Below are 7,021 nucleotides of genomic sequence, written 5' to 3'. Positions count from 1 at the left end.
CCCCCCCCCCCCCCCCCCCCCCCGCGCCCCCCCCCCCCGCCCCGCCCGCCGCGCGGCCCCACCCCCGGCCCCCCCCCGGCGGCGCGCCCCCCGCGGGGGGGGGCGGGGGGCCCCGGTGTGGGGGCGGCGCGCGGGGGCCGCGGCGTCGGGGTGGGCCCCCCTCGGCGGAGGCGAGTCCGGACTCGGGGAGCGGCGCGGAGAGGATGGCGGCGATCTCGGGGCGGGGCACCGGCGGCGGGGCGCAGACGCCGGTGAGGTCCTTGGCGCGGACGGCCCGGGTGATCCAGGCCCGGTCGAGGACCCGCCGCTCGTCGGCCTCGGCGACCAGGTCCTCGGACTGGTTGTAGTCGCCGTCGGCGGCCTGGACGGCCCAGAGGTGGACGGCGACGCCGTGCTCCTTGGCGGACATCAGGCCGGGGAGCAGGTCGCCGTCGCCGGTGACGAGGACGATGTCGGAGCAGGCGCGGTTGCGGGCCAGTTCGGTGAGCTCGGTGTGCATGGCCGCGTCGACGCCCTTCTGCGCCCAGCGGCCGTCGCTGCGGGTCAGGGCGCCCAGCCGGACGGTGACCCGGGGCATCACGCGGAGCCGGCGGTGTTCGGGCTGGGGCACCCGGTCGGGGGCGCCGTCGAACCAGTAGATCCGCAGCAGCGGGAGGCCGGTCTCGATCTCGGCCCGTTCGCGCAGCTGCTGGATGAGCCCGGCGTGGTCCACGCTGATGCGGGACCGCGCCGAGTCCCCGGCGAGCAGGCTGGCGGCGGCCCCCAGCAGATAGCCGGCGTCCACCAGGACGACGCATCGGTCCACGTGCTCCACCTTCTTTCGGATCTCGGCCGGACTCGGGATCTCAGGTGTTCCGGGTTCCATCGAGTCTGCCCGACGGCCCGGGGGTTGACGGCCGGAACTGGATCATCGGCGTGGCGGAGCCGGAACCCGCCGCGACGCGGGGCGCCCTCACGCACCGTAATGATCCAACATGCGGCGGTTTCTCCCGTATGTGAGTCTGACAGCGGCCCTGGCCCCTAGATCCCTTCGAGGAGGCATCATCCCCATGGCCAAGAACCGCAACCAGAACCGTCAGAAGCAGCAGCAGTCGCCGGCCGAGCGCGGTGCCCAGCAGGCGCAGCAGTCGTCGATGGAGTCCCAGGCCGAGAGCCGCGCCTCCCAGGTCACCCCCGGTGACATGGCGCGGAAGGGCCGTCAGAAGCGCTTCGGCCACAACTGACGCCCGGAAGACGGCAAAGGGGCGCGCCCGTGACGACGGGCGCGCCCCTTGCGCGTGCGCGGGACCGGGTCAGCCGGCCAGACAGGACGGGCCGAGCAGCACCTTCAGGTCGCCGAAGAGGGCGGGGTCGGGCTGGACCCGGTGCCGGTCGAGCCGGAGCACGGTGGTGGAGCGGGGGCCCTGGAGCTTGATCCGCACCTCGGTGTTGCCCTTGTGGTGGCGGAGGATCTCGTCCAGCCGGCTCACCATCGGCGGGGTGACCTTGAGGGCCGGGATGGTGAGGACGACGGGGGCGTTGGTCCCGGCGTTGGAGAGGTCGGGGACCATCAGCTCCATGGCGACCAGCCGGGGGACGTCCTCGCGCTTGTCGAGCCGGCCCTTGACGAAGACGACGGCGTCCTCGACGAGCTGGGTGGAGACCAGCTGGTAGGTGGCCGGGAAGAACATGCACTCGATGGAGCCGGCGAGGTCCTCGACGGTGGCGATCGCCCAGGCGTTGCCCTGCTTGGTCATCTTCCGCTGGAGGCCGGAGATGATGCCGCCGATGGTGACGACCGCGCCGTCGGCGTGCTCGCCGCCGGTGAGCTGGGAGATGCCGGCGTCGGTCTTGTCGGAGAGGACGTGCTCCAGGCCGAAGAGCGGGTGGTCGGAGACGTACAGGCCGAGCATCTCGCGCTCCTGCGCGAGCAGGTAGGTCTTGTCCCACTCGTCGTCGGTGAAGGTGACGTCGAGGCCGAAGCCGGGCTCGCTGCTGTCCTCCTCGCCCATGCCGCCGAACAGGTCGAACTGGCCCTCGGCCTCCTTGCGCTTGACCGCCACCACGTTGTCGATCATGGGCTCGTGCTGGGCGACGAGGCCCTTGCGGGTGTGGCCCATGGTGTCGAAGGCGCCGGCCTTGATCAGCGACTCGATGGTGCGCTTGTTGCAGACCACGGCCTCGACCTTGTCGAGGAAGTCGGGGAAGGAGGAGTACTTCCCCTTGGCCTTGCGGCTCTTGATGATCGACTCGACGACGTTGGCGCCGACGTTCCGGACGGCGGTGAGGCCGAAGAGGATGACGTCGTCGCCCTGGGCGGCGAAGTTCGACTCCGACTCGTTCACGTTCGGCGGGAGGACCTTGATGCCCATGCGGCGGCACTCGTTGAGGTAGACCGCGGACTTGTCCTTGTCGTCCTTGACCGAGGTCAGCAGGCCCGCCATGTACTCGGCGGGGTAGTTCGCCTTGAGGTAGGCGGTCCAGTAGGAGACCAGGCCGTACGCGGCGGAGTGCGCCTTGTTGAAGGCGTAGCCGGCGAAGGGGACCAGCACGTCCCAGAGGGCCTGGATGGCCTCGTCGCTGTAGCCGTTCTTCTGGGCGCCGGCCTGGAAGATGGTGAAGTTCTTCGCCAGCTCGTCGGGCTTCTTCTTGCCCATGACGCGGCGGAGGATGTCGGCCTCGCCGAGCGAGTAGCCGGCGATGATCTGGGCGGCCTTCTGCACCTGCTCCTGGTAGACGATCAGGCCGTAGGTGACCGCGAGCACCTCTTCGAGCGGCTTCTCCAGCTCGGGGTGGATCGGGGTGATCTCCTGCTGGCCGTTCTTGCGCAGGGCGTAGTTGGTGTGCGAGTTCATGCCCATCGGGCCCGGGCGGTAGAGCGCGGACACGGCGGAGATGTCTTCGAAGTTGTCGGGCTTCATCAGCCGCAGCAGGGACCGCATGGGGCCGCCGTCGAACTGGAAGACGCCGAGGGTGTCACCGCGCTGGAGCAGTTCGAAGGTCTTGGGGTCGTCGAGCGGCAGGGCCAGGAGGTCGAGGTCGATCCCCTTGTTGGCCTTCACCATCTTGACGGCGTCGTCCATGATCGTGAGGTTGCGCAGGCCGAGGAAGTCCATCTTCAGCAGGCCGAGCGACTCGCACTGCGGGTAGTCCCACTGCGTGATGGTGACGCCGTCGGTGTGCCGCACCCAGATCGGGGCGTGGTCGACGATCGGCTCGCTGGACATGATCACGCCGGCGGCGTGCACGCCCATCTGGCGGACCAGGCCCTCGACGCCCTTGGCGGTGTCGATGACCTTCTTCACGTCGGGCTCGTTCTCGTACATCGCCCGGATCTCGCCCGCCTCGCTGTAGCGCGGGTGCGAGGGGTTGGTGATGCCGTCGAGGTCGATGCCCTTGCCGAGGACGTCGGCGGGCATGGCCTTGGTGAGCCGGTCGCCCATGGCGTACGGGTAGCCGAGGACGCGCGCGGAGTCCTTGATCGCGTTCTTGGCCTTGATCTTGCCGTAGGTGCCGATCATGGCGACCTTGTCGGCGCCGTACTTCTCGGTCACGTACCGGATCACCTCGACGCGCCGGCGCTCGTCGAAGTCGATGTCGACATCGGGCATCGAGATGCGCTCGGGGTTGAGGAAGCGCTCGAAGATCAGGCCGTGCGGGATGGGGTCGAGGTCGGTGATGCCCATGGCGTACGCGACGATCGAGCCGGCCGCGGAGCCTCGGCCGGGGCCCACGGCGATGCCCTGGCTCTTCGCCCACATGATGAAGTCGGCGACGACGAGGAAGTAGCCCGGGAAGCCCATCGAGATGATGGTGTCCATCTCGTACTCGACCTGCTTCATGCGGTCCTCGGGGATGCCGTCGGGGAAGCGCCGGTGCATGCCTTTCATGGTCTCCGCGCGGAACCAGGTGACCTCGGTGTAGCCCTCCGGGATGTCGAACTTCGGCATGAGGTTCTTGGCCTCGAACATGCCGGTGGTGTCGATCTGCTCGGCGACCAGGAGCGTGTTGGCGCAGCCCTCCTGCCAGGCGTCCGAGGAGTCGATGGCGTACATCTCGTCCGTGGACTTCAGGTAGTAGCCGGTGCCGTCGAACTTGAAGCGGTCCGGGTCGGAGAGGTTCTTGCCGGTCTGGATGCAGAGCAGCGCGTCGTGGGCGGTCGCCTCGTGCGCGTAGGTGTAGTGCGAGTCGTTGGTGACCAGCGGCGGGATGCCGAGCTTCTTGCCGATCTCCAGGAGGCCGTCGCGGACCCGGCGCTCGATCTCGATGCCGTGGTCCATCAGCTCCAGGAAGTAGCGGTCCTTGCCGAAGATGTCCTGGTACTCGGAGGCCGACTTCAGGGCCTCGTCGAACTGGCCGAGGCGCAGCCGGGTCTGGAGCTCGCCGGAGGGGCAGCCGGTGGAGGCGATCAGGCCCTCGGACCACTGGGAGATGGTCTCCTTGTCCATCCGGGGCCACTTCTGGAGCCAGCCCTCGGCGTAGGCGTCGGAGGAGAGCTTGAAGAGGTTGTGCAGTCCGGTGGCGTTCGCCGCCCAGATCGTCTTGTGGGTGTAGCCGCCGGAGCCGGAGACGTCGTCCTTCTTCTGGTGCGGCTGGCCCCACTGGATCTTGCGCTTGTTCCGCCGGGACTCGGGGGCGACGTACGCCTCGATGCCGATGATCGGCGTCACGCCCGCCTTCTTGGCGCTGTGGAAGAAGTCGTACGCGCCGTGCAGGTTGCCGTGGTCGGACATGGCGATATGGGTCATGCCCATCTCGTTGCACGCGTTGAACATGTCCTTCAGCCGCGCGGCACCGTCCAGCAGGGAGTACTGGGTGTGGACGTGGAGGTGCGTGAAGGGCGGCTTGGTCACGGGGGGTGCCTCCGACTATGAACTTCTGGGGGGACAGCGTCGAAGTCTACGTCGCACGAGTGACAGGAAGCGGGCACCGGGCGGTACCGTCGCGCGTTGTGAGTCAGGGAACACCTGTCCCCATTTGTCATGACCAGTCCCGCACAGGAGGCACCCTCGATGTCGGTCCCCCAGCCCACCGCCGCCGAGCGCGGTGAGCAGATCCTCGCCGTCTTCGACACCGCCTTCGGCGAGCTGCTCGCCGCCGACCCGGCGGCCTTCACGGTCAAGTTCCGGAAGATGGCCGGATCCGCCTTCGCCTTCTACCGGGGCACCGCCTGCCTCTTCTACCGGGACCTGGAGGAGGAGGCCGACGGCGGCCCGTTCCTGGACGAGCGGACCGGCCGGGTGTGGATCCACGGCGATCTCCACGCGGAGAACTTCGGCACCTACATGGACGCCAACGGGCGCCTGATCTTCAACGTGAACGACTTCGACGAGGCGTACGTGGGGCCCTTCACCTGGGACCTCAAGCGGCTCGCCGCCTCCCTCGCCCTGATCGGCTACGGCAAGGCGCTCAGCGACGAGCAGATCACCCGGCTGGTCCGGATCTACGCGGCGGCCTACCGGGAGCGGATCCACGCCCTGGCCACCGGCGCCCGGGGCGACGAGGCGCCCGGCTTCACCCTGGAGACCGCGGACGGCGCCCTCCTCGGGGCGCTGCGCGAGGCCCGCGCGATGACCCGCTTCGGGCTGCTCGACTCCATGACCGAGATACGGGAGTACGAGCGCCGCTTCGCCGCGGGCGGCGGCGCGATCCCGCTGGACGCGGCGACCCGCTACAAGGTGCTGACGGCCTTCGACGGCTATCTGGAGACCCTGCCGGAGTCGAGCCTGGTCCGCCCGGACTCGTACCGGGTGAAGGACGTGGTCGGGCGGCGCGGGATCGGCATCGGCTCGGCCGGCCTCCCCTCGTACAACATCCTCCTGGAGGGGCACAGCGACGCCCTGGAGAACGACGTCGTGATCTACCTCAAGCAGGCGCAGACCCCGGCGGTCTCGCGCCACGTCACGGACCCGGCGGTGCGGGGCTACTTCCGGCACGAGGGGCACCGCACGGTGATCTCGCAGCGGGCGCTCCAGGCGCACGCCGACCCGTGGCTGGGGTGGACGGAGCTGGACGGCGCCGGGCAGCTGGTCGCCGAGGTGTCGCCGTACGCGGTGGACCTGGACTGGTCGGACATCGACGACCCGCAGGACATCGCGGCGACCGTGGCCGACCTCGGCCGGGCGACCGCGACCATGCACGCGGCGGCGGACGAGTCCAGCGGCCACTCGCTGGTGCCGTTCTCCACCGAGCGGGCCATCGACGGCGCGATCGCGGCCGACGAGGAGGGCTTCACGGAGCTGCTGGTGGAGTTCGCCCACGCGTACGGGGCACGCGCGCGTGCCGACCACCAGATCTTCGTGGACCTGTTCCGGAACGGCCGGATACGGGGCTTCTGACCGGGCCCACAGCTCCTCCTTAGGGACCCCTTACGACCCGTCGTGGCAGACTCGTCGGCAATGGACATGGCAGGGACGCGGCTGAGGGCGCTGCGGGCGGCGGTCTTCACGGCACTGGTCGTGACGCTGTCCGTGGCCTCCCATGTGCTGCTCTCGCGCGTGCCGCTGCCGCTGGGCACGGTCGTCCCTGTCGCCGTCGGCGTCTTCGCCGTGGCGTACGCGCTGGCCGGCCGGGAGCGCGGCTTCGGCCCGATCGCGGGGCTGCTCGTCCCGCTGGAGCTGGCCGCCGACACGCTCTTCACCTCCGGCCAGACGGTCTGTTACGGGCCCGCCGGCGGGCCGGTCGCCGGCGCGCTGCGCTCCTTCGGCGTCGAGGTGCTGTGCGGCGGGGCCGTCGGCACGCCGCTGCCCGGGGTGGTGGCGCCCGACGGCGGGGCCGCCGCGGTGCTCTCCTCCCCCGATCCGGCGCTGCCGTGGCTGCTGCTCGGCGCCCATGTGCTGGTCGGCCTCTCGGCGGCCGGCTGGCTGCGCGGCGGGGAGCGGGCGCTGGTCCGGCTGCTCGGCGCGGTGGCCGCCTCGGCCTTCCGGCCGCTGGAGCTCCTCGCGGCGCTGGCGGGCGGGGGCCGGCCGGCCGTGGCCGGCCCGCCGGGGCCGCCGCCCCCGCCCCGCCCCCCCCCCGGCCCGCCGCCCGGGGCCGCCCCGGG

Annotated in this window: 5 protein-coding genes; 3 read left to right on the top strand and 2 right to left on the bottom strand. The window is 70.6% G+C overall.

Annotated elements, in window-relative coordinates:
• On the bottom strand, positions 1 to 805 hold an 805-nt coding region (locus tag ACFW1I_RS32345; RefSeq protein WP_384676629.1), incomplete at its 3' end, for an NYN domain-containing protein.
• Between the two features lie 244 nt (positions 806 to 1,049).
• Between ACFW1I_RS32345 and ACFW1I_RS32340 the strand changes: the two genes are divergently transcribed.
• Positions 1,050 to 1,223: a hypothetical protein gene (locus tag ACFW1I_RS32340; RefSeq protein WP_189945183.1), complete on the top strand. Its 174-nt coding sequence runs from the start codon at positions 1,050 to 1,052 to the stop codon at positions 1,221 to 1,223.
• 69 nt (positions 1,224 to 1,292) lie between these two features.
• Here the strand turns inward: ACFW1I_RS32340 and dnaE are convergent, their stop codons facing one another.
• Positions 1,293 to 4,832 carry a DNA polymerase III subunit alpha gene (gene dnaE / locus ACFW1I_RS32335; RefSeq protein ID WP_384676627.1) on the bottom strand — a complete coding sequence of 1,180 codons (3,540 nt, stop codon included), beginning with the start codon at positions 4,830 to 4,832 and terminating at the stop codon, positions 1,293 to 1,295.
• Positions 4,833 to 4,991: 159 nt separating this feature from the next.
• Here dnaE and ACFW1I_RS32330 point away from each other — a divergent pair, with 159 nt between their 5' ends.
• Both ACFW1I_RS32330 and ACFW1I_RS32325 read left to right on the top strand, forming a co-directional pair.
• Positions 4,992 to 6,317, top strand: coding sequence for a DUF2252 domain-containing protein (locus ACFW1I_RS32330; protein ID WP_384676659.1), 1,326 nt, complete (start codon positions 4,992 to 4,994; stop codon positions 6,315 to 6,317).
• A gap of 60 nt (positions 6,318 to 6,377) precedes the next feature.
• The coding region (locus ACFW1I_RS32325) for a hypothetical protein (protein ID WP_384676625.1) at positions 6,378 to 7,021 on the top strand (644 nt) is incomplete at its 3' end.

Origin of the sequence: Streptomyces sp. NPDC058955 (assembly GCF_042741435.1) — a bacterium.
In the GTDB taxonomy this organism is placed as follows: Bacteria; Actinomycetota; Actinomycetes; order Streptomycetales; family Streptomycetaceae; genus Streptomyces.
The sequence above is the reverse complement of the archived record's forward strand: the minus strand, read 5'-3'. Positions and strand labels throughout refer to the sequence as shown.

Coding starts and splice junctions, on each gene's coding strand:
- ACFW1I_RS32340 (WP_189945183.1), top strand. CDS start 1,050: ATGGCCAAGAACCGCAACCAGAACCGTCAGAAGCAGCAGCAGTCGCCG.
- ACFW1I_RS32330 (WP_384676659.1), top strand. CDS start 4,992: ATGTCGGTCCCCCAGCCCACCGCCGCCGAGCGCGGTGAGCAGATCCTC.